This is a genomic window from Streptomyces sp. CA-250714 (assembly GCF_050936705.1).
In the GTDB taxonomy this organism is placed as follows: Bacteria; Actinomycetota; Actinomycetes; order Streptomycetales; family Streptomycetaceae; genus Streptomyces.
The window spans coordinates 1,447,473-1,464,306 of record NZ_JBNJMI010000001.1 but is presented as its reverse complement, the minus strand read 5'-3'; the positions used below and the strand labels follow the sequence as shown (position 1 = coordinate 1,464,306).

General features: G+C 70.8%; 14 protein-coding genes. 7 read left to right on the top strand and 7 right to left on the bottom strand.

What is annotated here, in order from left to right:
* Positions 1-20 precede the first annotated feature (20 nt).
* Positions 21-1,211 carry a zinc-dependent alcohol dehydrogenase gene (locus ACQEU8_RS06545; RefSeq protein WP_433097765.1) on the bottom strand — a complete coding sequence of 397 codons (1,191 nt, stop codon included), beginning with the start codon at positions 1,209-1,211 and terminating at the stop codon, positions 21-23.
* A 42-nt stretch (positions 1,212-1,253) separates the two neighbouring features.
* Entirely contained in the window at positions 1,254-2,180 is a 927-nt protein-coding gene (locus ACQEU8_RS06540; RefSeq protein WP_433097763.1) for an SDR family NAD(P)-dependent oxidoreductase, read from the bottom strand.
* A gap of 146 nt (positions 2,181-2,326) precedes the next feature.
* On the opposite strand from ACQEU8_RS06540, the gene ACQEU8_RS06535 reads away from it, so the two are divergent.
* On the top strand, positions 2,327-3,286 hold the full coding sequence (locus ACQEU8_RS06535) for a TIGR03557 family F420-dependent LLM class oxidoreductase (RefSeq protein WP_433097761.1): 960 nt from the start codon (positions 2,327-2,329) through the stop codon (positions 3,284-3,286).
* A gap of 71 nt (positions 3,287-3,357) precedes the next feature.
* Positions 3,358-3,765, top strand: coding sequence for a RidA family protein (locus tag ACQEU8_RS06530; RefSeq protein WP_433097759.1), 408 nt, complete (start codon positions 3,358-3,360; stop codon positions 3,763-3,765).
* A gap of 64 nt (positions 3,766-3,829) precedes the next feature.
* Here ACQEU8_RS06530 and ACQEU8_RS06525 read toward each other — a convergent pair whose 3' ends face one another.
* Positions 3,830-5,146, bottom strand: a complete 1,317-nt coding sequence (locus ACQEU8_RS06525) for a DUF1266 domain-containing protein (RefSeq protein WP_433097757.1) — start codon at positions 5,144-5,146, stop codon at positions 3,830-3,832.
* Positions 5,147-5,214: 68 nt separating this feature from the next.
* Positions 5,215-6,048, bottom strand: a complete 834-nt coding sequence (locus ACQEU8_RS06520) for a helix-turn-helix transcriptional regulator (RefSeq protein WP_433097755.1) — start codon at positions 6,046-6,048, stop codon at positions 5,215-5,217.
* Between the two features lie 111 nt (positions 6,049-6,159).
* On the opposite strand from ACQEU8_RS06520, the gene ACQEU8_RS06515 reads away from it, so the two are divergent.
* A complete protein-coding gene (locus ACQEU8_RS06515) occupies positions 6,160-6,894 on the top strand; it encodes an SDR family NAD(P)-dependent oxidoreductase (RefSeq protein ID WP_433097753.1) in 735 nt (244 codons plus the stop codon).
* Between the two features lie 20 nt (positions 6,895-6,914).
* Positions 6,915-7,523: a DsbA family oxidoreductase gene (locus tag ACQEU8_RS06510; RefSeq protein ID WP_433097751.1), complete on the top strand. Its 609-nt coding sequence runs from the start codon at positions 6,915-6,917 to the stop codon at positions 7,521-7,523.
* Between the two features lie 71 nt (positions 7,524-7,594).
* Here ACQEU8_RS06510 and ACQEU8_RS06505 read toward each other — a convergent pair whose 3' ends face one another.
* On the bottom strand, positions 7,595-8,953 hold the full coding sequence (locus ACQEU8_RS06505; RefSeq protein WP_433097749.1) for an NAD(P)/FAD-dependent oxidoreductase: 1,359 nt from the start codon (positions 8,951-8,953) through the stop codon (positions 7,595-7,597).
* Between the two features lie 336 nt (positions 8,954-9,289).
* On the opposite strand from ACQEU8_RS06505, the gene ACQEU8_RS06500 reads away from it, so the two are divergent.
* Both ACQEU8_RS06500 and ACQEU8_RS06495 read left to right on the top strand, forming a co-directional pair.
* The gene (locus ACQEU8_RS06500) at positions 9,290-9,970 is read left to right on the top strand and encodes a TetR/AcrR family transcriptional regulator (RefSeq protein ID WP_433097747.1); all 681 of its coding nucleotides are present in this window, start codon (positions 9,290-9,292) and stop codon (positions 9,968-9,970) included.
* A gap of 65 nt (positions 9,971-10,035) precedes the next feature.
* Positions 10,036-10,575, top strand: coding sequence for a TerD family protein (locus ACQEU8_RS06495; protein ID WP_433097745.1), 540 nt, complete (start codon positions 10,036-10,038; stop codon positions 10,573-10,575).
* A 360-nt stretch (positions 10,576-10,935) separates the two neighbouring features.
* Here the strand turns inward: ACQEU8_RS06495 and ACQEU8_RS06490 are convergent, their stop codons facing one another.
* Positions 10,936-12,912 carry an OmpL47-type beta-barrel domain-containing protein gene (locus ACQEU8_RS06490; protein ID WP_433097743.1) on the bottom strand — a complete coding sequence of 659 codons (1,977 nt, stop codon included), beginning with the start codon at positions 12,910-12,912 and terminating at the stop codon, positions 10,936-10,938.
* On the bottom strand, positions 12,909-15,398 hold the full coding sequence (locus tag ACQEU8_RS06485) for a ThuA domain-containing protein (RefSeq protein ID WP_433097741.1): 2,490 nt from the start codon (positions 15,396-15,398) through the stop codon (positions 12,909-12,911). Before ACQEU8_RS06485 ends, ACQEU8_RS06490 begins: the two co-directional genes overlap by 4 nt.
* 217 nt (positions 15,399-15,615) lie before the next feature.
* Between ACQEU8_RS06485 and ACQEU8_RS06480 the strand changes: the two genes are divergently transcribed.
* Complete coding sequence (locus ACQEU8_RS06480; protein WP_433097739.1) at positions 15,616-16,653, top strand: multicopper oxidase domain-containing protein; 1,038 nt, start codon at positions 15,616-15,618, stop codon at positions 16,651-16,653.
* Positions 16,654-16,834 lie beyond the last annotated feature (181 nt).

The following is a 16,834-nucleotide window of genomic DNA, read 5'->3' as shown; positions in this document are numbered from 1 at the left end:
GTTGGGGCTGCTGAGCCCGCTCAGGTCGCCGACGGCTTCAGCAGCGCCTTGACCATGCCGTCCTCCTTGCGCTGGAAGGTGCCGTACGCCTGCGGGGCCTTCTCCAGCGGGAGCGAGTGGGTGGCGAAGTGGTCGACGCCCAGCGGGTCCTCGTCGGTCAGCAGCGGGATGATGTCGTCCACCCAGTTGCGCACATTGGCCTGCCCCATGCGCAGCTGGATCTGCTTGTCGAACAGCTTCAGCATCGGCAGCGGATCGACGGCGCCCCCGTAGACGCCGGAGACGGAGACGGTGCCGCCGCGCCGTACGACGTCGAACGCCGCGTTCAGCGCCGTCAGCCGGTCGACGCCGGCGCGCTGCATCATCTTGGCGCCCAGCGACTCCGGCAGCAGACCGACCGCCTGGTGCGCGGCCTTGGCGACCGGCGCGCCGTGCGCTTCCATACCCACCGCGTCGATGGCCGCGTCCGTGCCCCGGCCGTGCGTCAACTCCCGTACGGCGGCGCCGAGATCGTGGTGCTCACGCAGGTCCAGCGTGTGTACGCCGTGCGCACGGGCCCGCTCCAGCCGCTCGGGCACCAGGTCCACGCCGACCACCAGTTCGGCGCCCTGGTGCCGCGCGATCCGACACGCCATGTCGCCGATGGGGCCCAGACCCAGCACGGTGACGCTGCCGCCCCGGGGGATGTCGGCGTAGGCCACCGCCTGCCACGCGGTGGGCAGCACGTCGGACAGATACACGAACCGCTCGTCCGGCGGTCCGTCCGGCACCTTCACCGGCAGATGGTTGCCGAACGGCACGCGCATGAACTCCGCCTGGCCGCCCGGCACTTGGCCGTACATCTTGCTGTAGCCGAACAGCGCGGCGCCGCTGCCGTACTCACGTACCTGCGTGGTCTCGCACTGCGACTGGAGCCCGTCCCGGCACATCCAGCAGGTGCCGCAGCTGACGTTGAACGGCACCACGACCCGGTCCCCGGGGGAGAGCGCCGCGACTTCCGGCCCGACCTCCTCGACCACCCCCATCGGCTCGTGCCCCAGGATGTCGCCCTCGTCGAGGAACGGCCCCAGCACCTCGTACAGGTGCAGGTCCGACCCGCAGATCCCGCTCGTGGTGACCCGCACGATGACATCGTCCGGCTCCGTGATCTCCGGATCCGGCACCGTCTCGACGCTGACGTTCCGCTTCCCTTGATAGGTGAGAGCCCTCATGTGTCCTCCAGGTTCTTTGCGGGCGTCCCCCCGGGCCGCAACCTACGCGCCGGTCTGATTGAGCCGCTTCGCCGCGCGGTCGTTCAGCGCACTGACCGCGGACTGCCAACGCGAGCGCCCCTCCCGACCGGAGTCGTCCGGCTCCGGCATCAGCCGGGACACCAGCTCATTGGTACGGGTCACCAGCGTGGGGGCGACCCCGTACGCCTTCGCCCCCAACTGGGCCGCGGGTGTCAGAACCACCCGCGTCCGGCGCTGCTCCAGCGCCCGGACGATCCGTTCGGCGGCCCGCACGGCGTCCATGGACAGGCCGGGCAGCCCGGCCAGGGTGGCGAACCAGGCGTACTCCTTGCCCTTGTCCCCCGACAGCTCCACCTGGATGTGCGACCCCGTCCGCATCAGGCCCGGATGGACGGCGGTGACGCTGATCCCGTGCTCGGCCTGCTCCGCGTGCAGCCCCTCCGCGAGCGCCGCGATGGCGGACTTCGCGCACGAGTACGGCAGCAGATGCGGCACGGGCAGCAGTCCGCCCACCGAGCCGATCAGCCCCAGCCGTCCGCCCGCGGGGCTCTCCCGCAGCTGCGGCAGCGACTCCATGGCGGTGTACAGCGAACCGAAGAACATCGTCTCCATCGCGCTGCGGAACCCCTCGATGCCCGACTCCTCGGCGGGCCCCACCTGGATGTTGCCGGCGTTGGCAATCACCACGTCGAGGCCCCGCTGGTCCGCCGCGGTGCTCTCCACCAGCTCGTGGACGGCGGCACGGTCGGTCACATCGCACACCCGTCCGGTCACGCTGGTGTCGCGTGCCCTGCGGCGCAGCAGCGCCACGGCGCGGTCCAGCTCCTCCTCGTCCCGCGCCGCGACAGTCACGTCGCAGCGCCGCTCCACGCACTGCCGGGCGAGCAGCAGCCCCAGCCCTCGTGAGCCGCCTGTCACCAGCACCGACAGATCCGAGAGTGCGTCCATGCCCGGTCTCCTTCGGACGGAGGTGTCGGTACCCGGCGGTTCCCCGCATCCGCCGTGTCACACCCCTCGCAGGTCGCGGGACGGTGCGAGTGTGCGAGAGGAAGCGGAGGTACCCGAGGGGGGAGAACGACCAAGGAGCAGAGCACATGCAGATCGGTTACAAGCTCGCCACCGAGCAGTACGGTCCCCAGGAACTGATCCGCCAGGCCATCGCCGCCGAGGCCGCCGGATTCGACTTCGTCGAGATGAGCGACCACTACCACCCGTGGCTGGACGACCAGGGCCACTCCGCCTTCACCTGGAGCGTGCTCGGCGCCATCGCCGCCAAGACGGAGCGGATCCAGCTGGTCACCGGCGTCACCTGCCCCAGCATGCGCTACCACCCGGCCATCGTGGCCCAGGCCGCCGCGACCATGGCGCTCGTCTCCGAGGGCCGCTTCGTCCTCGGCGTCGGCTCCGGGGAACGGCTGAACGAACACGTGACCGGCAGCGGCTGGCCCTCCGTGTCCGAACGGCACGCCAGGTTCCGGGAGGCGCTGGAGATCATCCGGCTGCTGTGGCAGGGCGGCTACCGCTCGTACGAGGGCAAGTACCTCCGCCTCGAGGACGCCCGCGTCTTCGACCTGCCTCCCGAGCCGCCCCTGCTGGCGGTCGCCGCCAGCGGTCCGGCGTCCTGCCGGATCGCCGCCGAGCTCGGTGACGCGCTGTTCGCCACCGAGGAGAAACCCGAGATCGTGCGCGCCTACCGGGAGGCGGGCGGCACAGGGCCCGGCTACGCGGAGGTGCCGATGGCCTGGGCGGAGAGCGAGAGCGAGGGCGCCCAGTCCGCACTCAAGTACTTCCGCTGGGCGCTCACCGGCTGGAAGGTGATGAGCGAACTCCCCAACCCGGTCAACTTCGAGGCCGCCACCGCGCAGGTCCGCGAGGAGGACATCCGGCAGCGCTTCGCCTGCGGCAACGACCCGCGGCGTTTCCTTGAAGTCGCCAGGCCCTTCACGGAAGCCGGCTACGACCGCCTGGTCCTGATGAACGCGGGCCCCGACCCCAGGGGCTTCCTGGACTTCTGCGACGCGGAGCTGATCGGCCGCCTCAAACGGGGGGAATAACCGGTTGCGCGGACCGCGGCGCTGCGCTGGGGTACCGGAGGACCCAACTGACGCCCCCGAAGGGACCCCTCGTGGCGCGAGCCGTGACCCTGATCCGCTCCCAAACCCTCTCCGACGTGGCCGAGTACGCCTACGCGGCCGCCGCACCGCCCGAGGCCCGGCTGATCTTCCTGGCGGGGGCCTGCCCGCTGGACGCCGACGGCACCGTGACCCCCGTCGGCGACTACGCGGGCCAGGCGGCCCAGGCGGTGCGCAACCTGCGCACCGCACTCGGCGAGGCCGGCGCGGACCTCGGCGATCTGATCAGCACCCGCGTCCTGGTGGCCTCCAGCAGCCAGGACGACCTGGTGGCGGCCTGGGAGGTCTACCGCGACGCCATGGGCGCCCACGACGTCCCCAGCACCCTGATGGGAGTCACCGTGCTCGGTTACACCGACCAACTGGTCGAGATCGAGGCGGTCGCCGCCGTACGGGACTGACCGGGGGCTGCTGCGAGGCCCGCCGTCGGCCGCGGCCCGGCGCGCTCAGTCCGGCAGGTGACGCTCAGTCCGGCAGATGGAACGGCACCGTGTTCCAGGGGCTGCTCGGCGCCCGCAGCAGCGCGTGGTGGGCCTCCAGCACCTCCGTGTACCACTCGCCGAACCGCTCCTCGTCGAAGTGCAGACAGCGGCCCATCACATAGGCCGCGGAGAACTCCGACCAGGAGCGGTAGGTGCTCCGTACGCCCGCGCTGACCCGCTCGATCGCGTCGTACATCTCGGCGCGGGTCGCGTAGCGGGCGCCGCGGCCCCAGCGGGCCATCTTGGAGGCCCGGCCCAGATCCCAGGCCGCGATCGTACGGACCACCTCGTCGGGGCCGAGCAGTTCGTCGGCCCGGAACCGCGCCTCGTAGCGCAGGATCTTGCCGACCAGCTCCCGCATGTCCGCGATGAACGTCTCGAACTCCGGCCCGGGCGGCGCGTCGACGACGTGCCGCAGCGTCGCCTCGACGCTGTCCCGCCACTGCCCCGCGTCCACCCGACCGCTGTACTCCCTCTCCAGCGCGTGCCGGGCGCCCAGTACGAAGTCCCAGAACCACGGGCTGATCTCGCACTCCAGCAGCCGCTGCTGGGTCTCCAGCCAGTCCTCGCGGCTGTTCACGCCCCAGCTCTCCGCCAGCCGCTCGACCTCGGCGCTGTAGCCGGCGCCGTGCCAGTCCAGGGTGTTCCACGGATCGCCGTTGCCGTAGCACAGATGCGCTCCGCAGGCGAGGCCGTGCAGCAGCGGGCCCTGTTGCGGGGCCCCGGTACGGCGGGTGACGAGGCGGTCGGTGAGCGCGTGCGGGTCGAACAGCTCCTCGTGCAGGTCCGCCCATACCTCGCGTTCCTCGTCGTCCACCTGGAACATCTCCTGGCAGGGCGTCGCCGCGTTGACGACCAGCACATCCACCTCGGGCGGCAGGATGTCGGCGAGGGTGCCCAGCGTGATGAACTCGAAGACGACGTACGGGTGCGGACGCGGCAGCACACCGTCGGTGTACACCTGCGTGATGGTCCTGGTGACGCCGTCGGTACCGGTGACCTCGCTGGTGAACAGCTCCCGTTCGGCGGGGTTCCGGTTGGCCTGCTCGATCGGGACCGCGTGGTAGAGGCCGTGCTCGGCGAGGGTGCGCAGATAGGTGTAGCTCTCCTCGACCTGGCTCAGCTTGTACAGCCGCCGCTCCAGATCGGCCGGAGCCTCCCAGTGGCCGTCGCCCTCGTGCTCGATGACCGGGAAGATGTCGTCGTGTTCGTCCTGCTCGCCTACCGCGTACACCTTCGCGCCCCGTTCCTGGCCCCGCCGCTCCCGTGCCGAGGCCCCTGACCATGATCGAACGGTCACGCTACCGCTCATGGCGGGGTGCGTGGACGCCGGGGCGGAATCCTCCCTCCCTCCGGGCCCGTTACGCGTTACGCCCAGAGCCGCTGGAGCCCCACCACGTTCAGCAGCGCAAGCTTCTCCGCCGCGTCCGTACCCGGCGCCGCCGTGAACAGAACCACCCGCAGATCGCTGTCGGGCGCGACCAGGACATCGCAGTCCAGCACGACCGGGCCGACCTCCGGATGGTCAATCGTCTTGGTGTCCATGGTGTGCGCACCGACCGCGTGTTCCTCCCACAGCCGCAGGAACGCGGGGCTCAGCTCGGAGAGTTCGGCGACCAGACCGTGCAGTCCGCGGTCGGACGGATAGCGGGCGGTTGCCGCGCGCAGATCCCCCACCGCGGCCGCCTCGAAGCCCGCCGCCTGTTCGGCGCTGTGCCGGATGCGCGTGGGCTGCCCGGTGAAGTGCTGCCACAGGATGTTGCGTTCCCGCCCGCGCAGCGGCGAGGGATCGCCGACCAGCGCGGCGAACAGCGGATTCCACTCCAGTAGCGTCCACGCCGCGTCGTACACGCTCACCGGCGCGCCCGCCAGCTGCTCCAGCAGCCGCCGCACACCGGGCGACAGCTGGGAGGGCATCTGCCCGGTGTCCGGCAGCGCGCGGCCCCCGAGGAGGAAGAGATGGCGCCGCTCGTCCTCCGACAGCCGCAGCGCCCGCGCCAGCGCCGCGAGCACCTGCCCGGACGGCGAGGTGGCCCGGCCCTGCTCCAGCCGTACGACGTAGTCCACCGATATGCCCGCCAGCGCGGCCAGTTCTTCGCGCCGCAGCCCGGCCGCCCTGCGCGCCCGGCCGGTGGGCAGCCCCGAGCCGGCCGGGTCCGCCCGGTCCCGCCACCGCCGCAACGCGCGGCCCAGCTCGCTCATGCGTCCAGTCTGCGGGCCGCCCGGTGCCAGGCAAGAGCTGATCCTGGTACTGCCGTTCCCAGGAAGAATCGGCTACTCCCTGTGCGCGCCGCCCCGCACCAGGGTGGAGCCATGAGCAACACACCGACACCAGCAACAGGGCCGGTCACCTTGATCACCGGCGCCACCAGGGGCCTCGGCCTGGAGACCGCCCGGCAGCTGCATGCCCTGGGGCACACCGTCCACCTCGGCGCCCGCGACCCGGAACGCGGCGAGCGAGCGGCACAGCAGACCGGCGGACACATGCTCCCCCTCGACGTCACCAGCGAGGACTCCGTACGAGCCGCCGCAGAGCTGTTCCGCTCCCGTGAGCAGCACCTGGACGTACTCATCAACAACGCGGGCATCTCCGGACCGCACGCGACCGCGGAGGAGACGACTGCCGACGACATGAGCACGGTCTACGACACCAACGTGTTCGGCGTCGTCCGCACCACCCGCGCCTTCCTCCCACTGCTGCGCGCTTCGCGAGCACCTGTGGTGGTGAACGTCAGCAGCGGGCTGGGCTGCATCAGCGCGGTGGGCGACACCGAGACGCGTGCGGTCGCCGTGCCGGACTGGCTGCCGGCGCTGGGCTACGCCTCGTCGAAGGCGGCCTTGAACATGGTCACGGCCCAGTACGCGCACGCCCTGCCCGGCTTCCGGATCAACGCCGTCGACCCCGGCTACACAGCCACCGACTTCAACGGCCACAGCGGCCGCCGGACGGTCGCGCAGGGCGCTGAGATCATCGTGCGGATGGCCCGTATCGGCCCGGACGGACCGACCGGCGGCTTCTTCGCCGACCATGGACCACTGCCGTGGTGAGCGGCCCGGAGGTGCACAGCGTGACCCGGCTCGAACTCGTCCACGACTTCGTCTGCGCCCGCTCCTACCTCGCCTTCACCCGGCTGCGACGGGCCCTGGAGCGCTATCGCGCGGAGGGCGGAGCGGCCGAACTGGTGTTGCGCCCGTACCAGATCCGGCCGGACGCCCCGGTCGAAGGCGAGCCGGTGTTCGAGGTGCACCGCAGGGAGCGCGGTGAGGAGGTCGCCCGCGCCATCCGCGCGGACCGCAGCCTGGGCGCGGCCGACGGCCTCACCTTCCGGTTCGACCGCGCGGTGTTCACCAACACCCGCGCGGCACACCACCTGACGGCCCAGGCCGCAGCCCAGGGCCGCGCGCTCCCAATGGCCGCCCGCCTCTTCCGCGCCTACTTCTCGGACGGCCTCCACCTCGCCGACCCCGCCGTGCTGGCCACACTGGCAGCCGAGGAGGGCGTACGGCAGGAACCCGATCTCGGCGACCAGTTGGACACCGAGCTGTCCCGCACACGGCTGCTCGGCAGCCAGACGGGCCCGGTCTTCCTCCTCGCAGGGCGCCAAGTCCTGCACGAGGAACCGACGGAGGCCGAACTGCTCAGCTTCCTGAGGGAGGGCGGCGGACGCGCCCCGTAAGGGGCGCGGGGAACTGTGCGACAAGCCACAACGAAACCCGCGGTCCGCAAGCGACCGGCAGAGGCACCCCCTCACCGGACCGACGGAGGGACCGTCTCATATTGGGGGCTGCGAGCGAGGGCCCGCCTGCGGCGGTCGTCCGCGGCCAGCCGGACGACCTCCCGCAGTACGCCCACCCGGCCCCGGGCCAGCAGCCGGCCGACCGCCGCCAGCAGCCGGGGCCGGGTGACGATATCGGTGGGCATGGCCCGGTGGTTGACCATCTCGAAGAGGCTGTCGGCCACGCCCGCGCGGCGCATCCCCCGCAACACCTCCGGCAGGACGGCGGGCAGCGGCGCGAGACTGCCGATGTCGGCCGCGAACCAGTACGGTTCCACGAACTCCGCGTCGCGCCACGCGCCCCACCGGCGCAGCGCCTCGTCCAACTCCGCCGTGTTCCCGCCCAGCTGCCCGGCGAGGGTCTGCGCCAGCTGATCCGCCTGGAGGAAGGCGTCGCCGATACCGCGCCCCGCGGTCGGGTCCTTGAAGTGGCCCGCGTCGCCCACCAGCACCCAGCCGGGGCCGGTCGGTTCGCGGAAGTAGCCCTTCCAGTGGGTCGTCCCGCGCGGCTCGCCGACCAGCCGGGCTCCGGCCAGCGCCTTGGCCACCGGCTCGGAGGCCCGCGCGTACTCCAGCAGGCTGCCCGGCAGCTGGGCCCGGAACTCGCGCAGCCGGGCCGGATCGACCCCCACCTGCACCTGGTAGAGCCCGTCGTCGGTGGGGAGGCCGAGCACCACGCGGTCGGCCCAGCGATGGAAGACGAACGTCGGCTCGCCGATCTCCGCGCCCTCGAAATAGCCCCAGAACAGCGCGAACTGATTGGGCGTCACGTGGTACGAGCGGGCGCCCGCCAGCCGCGCGACGGTGGAGGCGCGGCCGTCGGCGCCCACCACCACCCGGGCCCGCAGCACCCGTTCGCCCCCGGCCTCCTCGCCTCCCGTGGCCGAGGAGACCCGCACCCCCGTCACCCTGCCGTCCTCCGCCCTGACCAGGTCCGTCACCGCGGTACGGGTCAGCAGCCTGGCGCCCGCGTCCTGGGCGGCCCTGGCGAGTACGGGATCGAGCCGGAAGCGGCGTACCGACATCACTCCGCCGGGATCGCCCGTGCGCACCGGCCAGTCGGCCGGCCAGCGCACATCGCCCACGCGTGCGTCGGCCCGCGCGATCAGCGGGGCGCCTGTCGTACGCAGCTCCTCCAGGACGCCGAGCGAGTCGAGGAAGGCCAGCGCGTCGGCCTGGAAGATATGGGTCGAGGGGGTGTCGGAGGGCAGCTCCGCCTTCTCCACCAGGCACACGTCGAGCCCCTGCCGGGCCAGCAGGGCCGCCAGCGGCGCCCCCGCGCATCTGGCCCCGACCACCACCACGTCGTACCGCTCGTCACCGCTGCTCATCGCTGCCCCTCACGCCGTGTCGGGCACGCCTTGGCGGTGTGCTCGGCGGGCCGTAGCCTGACGGTAACCTAGTCACCGCTAGGTTCCCGGATCAGGCTAAACCTAAGGACCGCTAGGTTGTCAACGGACAAGCCCCGCAAGCACATCGGCACGGAGCCGCGCAAGGGCGAGGGCCCAGGGCCTCGCAAGCGTGCGAGCGCTGAGCCGCGTGAACGTGCGGGCGCCGAGCCCCGCAAGCGTGCGAGCGCGGAGCCGCGGAAGCGCGCGAACGTCGAGCCGCGTAACCGCGCGAGCGCGGATCCCCGTAGCCGCCCGAGCGCGGAGCCGCGGAAGCGCATGAGCGCGGAGCAGCGCCGCACCGTCATCGAGGAGGCCGCCACCGAGGTGTTCGCCGCGCACGGCTACCAGCGCGCCTCGATGGAGGAGATCGCCCGCCGCTCCGGCGTCTCGGTACCCGTCGTCTACGACCACTTCTCCTCCAAGCGCCAGCTTCACCGCCGCCTGCTTGAGCGGCACTTCGCCGAACTGAGGCAGCTGTGGCGCGAGCGGCTCCCCGGGCCCGGCCGCCCCGGCGCGCCGGACGAGCTGGGTACCGAGGAGGTGACGCGGGCCTTCGACGCCTGGTTCGGCTACATCGAGACCCACCCGTACGCCTGGCGGATGCTCTTCCGCGACACCACGGGGGACGCCGCGGTGCGCGCCGACCACCAGGCCGTCATCGCCGAGAGCCGCGACGCGCTGCTCCCGTTCTTCGCCCGGCTCGTCGGCATCCCCCTCGGCGCGGGCCCCGGCAAGGCTCCCGACGAGGCCCTCGACGAGGTTCCCGACGAGGAGACGCGGATCGAGGCCGAGCTCGCCTGGGAGGTGTGCCGCAGTGTTCTCCAGGGGCTGGCCCTGTGGTGGCTCGACCGGCCCGAAGTCCCCCGCGAAAGAGTGGTGTCGGCGGCGGTGGACGCCGTATGGACCGGCTTGGAGCGCTCCCGCGTCAGCAGGTCCGGGTACCGTGAGTTCAGCTGATCCGGGCGAAGTTGACGTGGCACGATGGAGCCTGCGTGCAGGTGGTAGCAGGAGGAGGGGGCAGGATGAGCAATCTCAACAAAGGGCTCGGCAAGGTGGAGGTCACCCTCAAGTGGGACCCCAGCCCCATGGGTGAGCCGCCGCACGATCTCGACATCGTGGCCGCCACGTACACCGCGGAAGCCCCCTACGGCGAGCCTGCCTACCTCGTGCACTTCGACAGCCGCTCCCCGGACGGCACCATCACCCTGAACCGGGACAGCAAGACCGGCCAGGGCTTCGGCTCCGACGAGGTGATGACCATCGAACTGGAGCGGCTGGCCGAGAACTACGCACGGGTCGTCGTCGGCGTCGCCATCCAGCAGGGCGAGGGCCACAAGACATTCGACCAGGTGCCCAACACGGCCGTGCGGATCCGCGAGGGTTACGAGGAACTGGCCGCGAACGACTTCTCCGGCGTCGCGCGGTCCACCGCGGCCACCGTCGCGGAGTTCGTCCGCGGCGAGGCGGGGGAGTGGCGCCTCAAGACGGTGCTGCGCGGGTATGACGGGGCCCCCGAAGACTTCGCCGCCCACATGGGCACCCCGGACCAACCCACCACCTGACCCCCCGCACCCTGCGCCGCGCCGCTTTACGGCTGCGCCGCGAACAACCTGCTGCGCTTGGGCAGTCTGCTCCCCCAGCCTCCGGCCGGGAGGTACCCCCAGGGCGCAGGGTGGGCAAGCGCAGCACCGACCACCGGGCCGCAGCCGGCAACGGTCCGCACCCCGCGGCGGGGGCCGACGCATCGTCGCCGGGTGCGGCCCGGTGGGCTGCGCTTGCCAGCCCTGCTCCCCCAAGCTCTTCGAGCAGGGGGTACCCCCACGCGCAGACCTCCCAAGCACAGCCGGGCGCAACCCCCTATGCGCAGCGGGGCGGCGCGCGCCCAAGCGGCAGCAGGGCGCAGCCCTCAAGTGCGGCGGGCGCTACAGTTCCTTGATCCGCACGTTCCGGAACGACACCACGTCAGTGGCCCCGTGGACTTGGAGGCCGAGGTAACCGGAGGCGTAGCGGCGACCATCGGTGCCGGGGTCATCATCGCGGGGCGGCTCGAAGAGCTGGCCACCGTCGTTCTGGAACTCGTTGATCAGCCTGCCGTTGCGGTAGATCTCATAGTGCTGGCCGATCACCCGGATCTCGTAGTCGTTCCAGGTGCCCTTAGGAGTGACGCCCGCGCCCGCCAGGCCGACGCGGTCGAACCCGTAGACGGAGCCGGTCTTGTACATGTCCCCGTCGGGGCGGTCCAGAATCTGCAGCTCGTGGCCGTACTTGATGGCCACCCACTCCGGACGCGACTCCTCCGGATGGTCGTGCACCTCGGGGAACCGGACGAAGACGCCGCTGTTGGCCCTGCCCTCACCCGGCGCGTCGTCGCGGAACTGGAGCTTCAGCGAGAAGTCCGCGTACTTCCGCTTCGGGTACCACAGCATCCCCATGCCGTCGACCTTCGCGTCGCTGGTCATGGTGCCGTCGTCGTTCAGCCCAAACCTGCCGCCGCCGACCTGCTCCCAGTTGGCGAAGGACTCCTTGCTGCCGTCGAACAGATCGCGGTAGCCGGTGTGCTGGCCCGGGGTGCCGATGCCGGAGCTCTTGGCGGCGCGGTTGATGAGCGTCTGCTCGCGGGCGACGATCACTCCCTCCTTGACGAGCTGCGCGGTGACGCCGCGTACGTGCTTGAGGAACAGCGCCTGTGACGTCCACTCCTTCTCGTCCTCGATCAGCTCGTTGACGGTGCAGCGGCGCTTCGTCATCCGGTTGGGTACGCCGGTGTCGACGGTGCCGACGATCACCGTCTCGCGCTCGTCGTACTCCGGACAGTCGGGCGCGGGCACCCCGCCGCCCGCCACGACGCGGAAGGACACCTTCTGCGGCGCGGAGGTGTTCCCCGCCTTGTCGGTGGCCCGGTAGGACACCGCGTGGTGCCCGGCCCGGTCGACGACCAGCGGTCCGGAGTAGGTGACGTACGGCGCGCCGTCCAGCGAGTATTCGATCTTCGCCACGCCGGACTTGTCGTCCGTCGCCGTCACCGTGACCGTGGCCTTGCCGACGAAGTTGCCGTCGGAGTTCTTGCTGCCCTCGGCCTTGCCCTGGGTCGTGGGCGGCGTGGTGTCCACATCGGGCGGTTCGACGACGGTGAAGGTCACCGCCTTCTCCTCCGCCGTGTTCCCCGCCTTGTCCTTGGCCCGGTAGCGGACGGTGTGCGTGCCCGGGTCGGTGACCGTCACCGGTGCGGTGTAGGGCTGGAAGTCACCGCTGCCGAGGGCGTATTCGACGGTGTCGACGCCGGAGTCCGCGTCGGAGGCCGTCACCGTGACCGTCGCGCTGCCCAGATAGTTGCCGGCCTCGTCCTTGTCACCCGCCACCGTGGCGGAGGTCTGCGGCGGGGTGGTGTCCTCACCGGGATCGCCCCCGGTCACCACCAGGGTGCCCTGCATCTGCTGATGCCCCGGGATGGTGCAGTGGTACTTGTAGGTCCCCGGGGTCAGGGTGACCTCCGCCGTGTGCTTGCCGCCCTGCGCATCGTTGGGCGAGGCCAGGATGTTGAGGTCGACGTCCTGGTTGTAGGCCGGGTCGGAGGTGACGAAGGTGAGGGTGTGCGACATGCCGGTGGTGTTGCCGGTGGCCGCGCTGTTCTCGAAGACGATCGTCGCCTTGCCCGCCACCGCGGTCGTCGGCGCGGAGGCGTACTTCGTCATGTCGTCGTCGGCGGTCCAGGTCAGCACCTGCTCCGCCGCCCCGGCCCCGCCCCGCTGGACGTTGGATGCCTGCGCCGGTGCCGTGTCCTTCCCCCACGCCGTGGCGGAGGTGAGGCCGAGCACCATCAGCAGCGCCGCCAGCACGGCCGTCATCAGCCGGCGCCGCTCCCGTCGTTGCCTGCGCTTCCCGCGCTCGCTCGCCCTCATCGGCCCGTCCCCTTCCGCAGCGCCGGTTCGGCCATGTCCGCAGGGCTCGGCGTCGGCTCGCCGCCCTTGTACGTCACCCGCCACAGCGCGGACTTGTCGTCGGAGGTGAAGAACCCGCGCCCGTAGTCGAGGACGTACAGCGCCCCGTCGGGACCGAACTTCCAGTCCATGAGGTTGCGGATACCGCCCTCGCCGTCGGGGACGATCCGATCCAGGCTCTCCGCGTGGGCCGGCAGCGCGCCGACGGTGTCGCCCTCGGGCATCACCAGCGCGTGCCGTGGCTGGTCACCGTCGTAGAAGTCGCCCACGAACCATTTGCCGTCCCAGTAGGAGGGCCACTTCTGCTTCGACGGGAGTTCGGCGTCGTACCGGTAGAGCGGCCCGGTCATCGCCGCCTGGCCGCCGCCCTTGAGCCAGGAGAGGGTGAGCTTCTGCTCGTCCATCTTGTAGCTCGGGACGCCGTTCTCGTCGCGCGGGAAATCGGGACCGCCGCCCTGCGGGGAGTACCAGATGTTGTTGTTCCGGGCCGGCGGGATGTTGACCAGCCCGTCGTTGTTGGGGGACTCGTTCTTCAGGTGATCGCAGTCGTACCAGCCCAGCGGCTTGCTCGGGTCGGGCAGATTGCGGTCGCGGTAGGGCTGCTTGTTGCCCATGCAGTACGGCCAGCCCTGGTTGCCCGCGCTGGTGATCTTGGCGAAGGTGTCGTACTTCGCCGGGCCCCAGGTCGGGCTCGGCGTCTGCGCGTCGGGGCCGACCCAGCCCGCGTACAGGGTGTCGGTCTTCTTGTCGACGGCGATCCGCGCGGGGTTGCGGACGCCCATCACATAGATCTCCCCCCGGGTCTTTCCGCCGCCCTCATCGGTCTCCTCGCCGGTGAAGAGGTTGCCCTTGGGAAGGGTGTAGGTGCCGTCGTCCTCCGGGTGGATGCGCAGGATCTTGCCGTTGAGGTTGTTGGTGTTGCCCGACGTACGGCGCGCGTCGGCGAAGGAGACACCCCTGAATTCCGGCTCCGGGTTGTTGCCGGAGTAACCGTCGCTGAACCGGGAGGAGTTGTTGTCTCCTGTGGCGATGTAGAGGTTGTCCTTGGAGTCCCAGGCCATGCCGCCGCCCGCGTGGCAGCAGCTGTGGATCTGGACCGGCCACTTGAGCAGCACCTTCTCCGACTTCAGGTCGAGCTTGTCGGTCTCCTTGTCCAGCGTGAAGCGGGAGACCCGCCGCTCGGCCATATGTGTCTCGCGGTTGATCTCGCTGTGCGGGGTGTAGTGCAGATAGACCCAGCCGTTCTCGGCGAAGTCCGGGTCCAGCTCGATGCCGAGCAGCCCTTCCTCGTTCTTGACCAGCTCGTCGCCGCCGCCCTTGTTCCCGAAGACGGTGAGCTCGCCCGCGAGGGTGACCTGCTCCGTCTTCGGGTTCCAGATGTGCACCTGGCCCTTGCCCTTGCCGATGTCCGGGTCGTTCCAGTCGGTGACCACCGGCTGGGCGGCGTCCCCGCCGCCGCGGCCGATGTAGAAGACCCGGCCGTCCTTCGCGGTGACCACGCCGTGCGGTTCACCGATCTGGTCGGACTGCCCCGGCTGGTTGGGCTTGGTCAGCCGTTTCGCCTCGTAGTTGGACGAGATCGCCGCCTGGCAGTCGGCACGCGCCAGCCGCGTCGTCCACATCAGCGCACCCCGCAGATGGCCGCGGAAGTCGGTCTCCGCAAAGCTGGAGCGGGTGCCGCCCATGGCGGTGTAGAACGAGCGGCCGCCGTCGTAGTCGCGGCACCAGGAGACCGGATGGTCCCAACTGCCCGCGTCCTGGCCCGGGTCGTAGCTGTTGGTACGGACCCGCGCGACCGTGTGCACCTTTCCTGAGGGGTTCTCCCGCCAGTTGAGCCACTTGTCGGGCCGCTTCCACTCGACGGGCAGCTCCTTGGTCGCCGGGTGCTGCCGGTCGCCGACCTCCACGACGGCACGCTGCACCTTCGCCGGGCTGTGCTCGGCGGGCCGGGTGCCGATCAGCCCGGTGAACCAGTCCGAGTACGGTTCGGCGCGCGCCGCGTCGTGGATGCCGAGGAAGCCGCCGCCCGCCTCCATGAAGCTCTCCAGCCCGGCCTCCTGCTCGGGGTCGAGCACATCACCGTCACCGGTGAGGAAGACGACGGCGTTGAAGCGGCCCAACCGCGGTTTGGTGAAGATCGCCGGATCGTCCGTGGCCTGGATGGTGAAGCGCTCCTGGGCCGGGCCCTGTTGCCCGATCTCCTCGATGGCCTCGATCGCGGCATTGACGGTGGGCGACTCCTCGCCCGTCGCCCCGTGGAAGACCAGGACGCGCACATCCTCGCTGCCCGGCGGGCTCGGCAGTGCCAGCTTGGGCGCGGGTGCCCCCGGCGGCGGCGCCGCGAGCGCGGGCGCACCGAGCAGACCGGCGGCGAGCGCACCGGCCAGGAGCGTGGCAATCCTTCTGCGCCGGGATCTCGCCCGTTTTGGGTGCGCTTGGAGCCGCATGCGTGATCCACCCCTCTTCTGTCACAGAAACGTGGCAGAAGCTAGACCTCTTTCGGCGGTCCGCCAAGGTCTATGACCGCAACTCGACGAACTTTGTCCTGAGTGTGGATAAACCGTGCGGTCGGCGCTACCGTCCCCTCAGCCGACCCCAACTCGCCTCGCACCGCGCACCGTTCAGCACTCCGCCCGCCTCACGTCTACGGGGAGAACGAGAACGATGACCGGACACCCCAGCACCCCGAGCCGCCGCTCCTTCAGCAGAGGTCTGCTGGCCTCCGGCGCCGTCGCGGCGGTCGGCGGCAGCGCACTGACAGCCTCGACCGCGCCGTCCACCGCCGCACCGGCCCGCTCCGGCGCGATACGCCGCGCAGGCAAGGGCGGCGAGACCCGGCGGATCAAGATGTACGCGGAGAAGCTCTCCGACGGGCAGATGGGCTACGGCCTGGAGAAGGGCAAGGCCACCATCCCCGGCCCGCTGATCGAGCTGATCGAAGGCGACACCCTGCACATCGAGTTCGAGAACACCATGGACGTCGCCGCCAGCCTCCACCCGCACGGCGTGGACTACGACATCGCCGGCGACGGCACCAAGATGAACAAGAGCCACGTCGAGCCCGGCGGCAAGCGCACCTACACCTGGCGCACCCACAAGCCCGGCCGCCGCAAGGACGGCACCTGGCGCCCCGGCAGCGCCGGCTACTGGCACTACCACGACCATGTCGTCGGCACCGAACACGGCACCGGAGGCATCCGCAACGGGCTCTACGGGCCCGTCATCGTGCGCCGCGAGGGCGACATCCTGCCCGACGCCGACCGGCAGTTCACCATCGTCTTCAACGACATGACCACCAACAACCTCAAGAAGGGGCCGGACTTCAAGGCGACGGTGGGCGACCGCATCGAGATCATCATGATCACGCACGGTGAGTACTACCACACGTTCCATGTGCACGGTCACCGCTGGGCCGACAACCGCACCGGACTGCTGGAGGGCCCCGAGGACACCAGCCGGATCATCGACAACAAGATCACCGGCCCCGCCGACTCGTTCGGCTTCCAGCTCATCGCGGGGGAGGGCGTGGGAGCGGGTGCGTGGATGTACCACTGCCATGTCCAGAGCCACTCCGACATGGGTATGGCGGGCCTGCTGCTGATCGCCAAGCCCGACGGCACCGTGCCGGGCCACGGGGATCATGGAGGACACGGGGACCACGGCGATGACGGGGGCCACGGTGATCGCGGGGACCACCACTGACCGCTCCGCGTCGAGGCCGCTGAGCTGCGACAACGCACCGTCGCGCCGGGCGTGGTAGGGTGAAGTTGTTGCAGTTTTGGTACCCATACTTATGCGCGCCTGAGCTTTGTGGCTCGGGCGTGTTTTGTCTTCCGGAGCCTTTCTGGAAGGGGTCATTGCGGCGACGCGGAGCGCGCGAGGT